Here is a 2,832-nt window from a genome sequence, read left to right on the forward strand (position 1 = left end):
AGGAACAGGTTCACAAGACCAAGGAACAGCAGGTTCACAAGACCAAGGAACAGCAGGTTCACAAGACCAAGGAACAGAAAACCAAGGTTCAAACGGTGAAACAACTCCAGGAACAGGTTCACAAGACCAAGGAACAGAAAACCAAGGTTCAAACGGTCAAACAACTTCAGGAACAGGATCACAAGACCAAGGAACAACTGCAGGACAAGGTGATTCAGCTAACGCTGGTGCTGGAGAAAATGCTGGAACACAACAAGGCGGAAGCCAAGGTTCAAACGGCGAAACAACTACAAACCCAGGAACAACTGCAGGACAAGGTGATTCAGCTAACGCTGGTGCTGGAGAAAATGCTGGAACACAACAAGGCGGAAGCCAAGGTTCAAACGGCCAAACAACTACAAACCCAGGAACAACTGCAGGACAAGGTGATTCAGCTAACGCTGGTGCTGGAGAAAATACTGGAACACAACAAGGCGGAAGCCAAGATTCAAACGGCGAAACAACTACAAACCCAGGAACAACTGCAGGACAAGGTGATTCAGCTAACGCTGGTGCTGGAGAAAATACTGGAACACAACAAGGCGGAAGCCAAGATTCAAACGGCGAAACAACTACAAACCCAGGAACAACTGCAGGACAAGGTGATTCAGCTAACGCTGGTGCTGGAGAAAATACTGGAACACAACAAGGCGGAAGCCAAGGTTCAAACGGCGAAACAACTACAAACCCAGGAACAACTGCAGGACAAGGTGATTCAGCTAACGCTGGTGCTGGAGAAAATACTGGAGCACAACAAGGCGGAAGCCAAGGTTCAAACGGCGAAACAACTACAAACCCAGGAACAACTGCAGGACAAGGTGATTCAACAACAGGTACAGAAAACACAGATGCGCCTAAAAACAGTGATGTAACTAGTGAACCAACTGATAAAGAAAATGAACAACCTAAAGACCAAGAATTTAGATATATAAGCGAAACTCAAAACGTTTACGCTGATGAAGTTAATAAAAAAGATATTTTTGGTGATGCTTTAAAAGATAGTGGTGATATAAAAATAACCATAACAAGCGAACAAGCGAGTCAATTAGGAATAAATGAGGGTGAATACAAAATTAACTTTGGTATCGGTCTAAAAAATAACTACAATGTTGCTGAAGCGGATAATGTTGACAATCAAAAAACATTAGTATTAAGAGGTAATTTTGTTGTAAACGATGAACAAAAAGATAATTTAATTTTTGAAAAAACCATAGTATTTAACGAATTAAAAGATTCTAAAATATTTAATGGACAAACAAATAATCAAGTTATATCTATTGATTATTCAAAATCATCTCAATATAATGACCCTAATTGAAACACAGACGTTAATGAAGGTTTAAATAAAATTCTAAACGCACCTAATAGTGGTCAAGCGGGCAGATGAGATAACTGAAACCAACATTCAAAAAATCAAACAAGTTTAGATAATCAATTTGTTTTTAAAGTAAACAATGACCAAGAAAAAGTTTTTGATAAATTATCATTTGATTATTGATTAGAAGGTTCTCGTTACCAAGGCAAATTTGTATTTCCGGAAATGGTAGAAGTTGAATATTCAAACGATGGTACAACTTGAAATAAAGTAGAAATGCAAAGTAAGAAATCAATCAAAGATTTTGGTAATACAGAAGAATTTAGAAGCGGAAATGAAAGATGATTACATGTTCCAGGAATTACTGAAACAAGTGCTAGAATGCATAGAGTTAACTTAACTTTTAAAGCAATAAAAGCTAAATACATCAAATTCAAATGAACCCCACAAAACAACATTTCCGATACAACAAATTCACAAAAACAAATGGTAGGATTTACAGGATTTGAACTAAGATATAGTGATGATATCGATCAAATTAATTCTCAAAACAACAGTATAACAAAAAGCTTTAAAAAAGCAAATTCAACACCTGAACAATTAAGAGAAGCTGAATCTAAAATAAATATTGCATTCGACAAAAAAGATTTAACTTGAAAAAACATTAATAATATTTCTGACTCAAATGTTACTTTCAGTGTTAAAGGTAATGATCCTGAAATTCAAAATGTGAAGTATGTTAATAAAGAAATAGTAAATAACCAAGTATTTATCAAATATTCTTTTGAATTTAAAAACGAAAAAATAGAGTCAAAATATCTTGTTGCAACAAAAGCTGATTTTAGAAGTTGAAATAATAAATTTGCAATTACAGGAGTAGAAAATTATGAAGCCGGAAAAATTAAACTTAGGGTTTCAATTAAAGATTCAAGTATAACATATGAAAATATAGGAAACTTTAAGGTTTTACCATATGATCGTAACGGAAATAGTTCAAGTTTAGGATATATTGCACTTGCAGAGAAAAGAAAAATAAATGAAAAAGAATTTTATATTCTTTTATTAGATGGTCAACCTTATAATAACGGAAAAGATCATTCATCATACTATGGAAAAGTATTATATGTTAGTGAATCATCAAATGATTTACCAATAAGATATGAATGATCAGATAATATCATAAATGTTGATAAAAAAACTGGAAGATATACTTATTCAGATAGTCTTAATGCTACTCTTAAAAGAGATATTTTTATCCCAAGTGATGATACATCAGTGATAGCATTCGGTAGTTATTTAGAAGCTAGAGATTAATAAAACTAAATAAAACAACATTCTTATAAAGATGTTGTTGCTAAATTGTAATTTCAAGTGCAACACAATTTATATAAAATATAATTGTGGAGCACTTGAAATTTTTTAATAAAAAAAATGGCCCCACATGAACCGAGGAACCATATGAATTATACAACAAAAAA

General features: G+C 33.6%; 1 pseudogene. It reads left to right on the forward strand.

Annotation, left to right across the window (positions count from 1 at the left end):
* Positions 1-2,668, forward strand: a pseudogene (locus tag N9R85_RS03780) (hypothetical protein); the annotation flags it as partial.
* Between the last annotated feature and the right edge of the window lie 164 nt (positions 2,669-2,832).

Source organism: Mycoplasma sp. CSL7503-lung (assembly GCF_025515455.1).
Classification (GTDB): Bacteria; Bacillota_I; Bacilli_A; order Mycoplasmatales; family Metamycoplasmataceae; genus Mycoplasmopsis.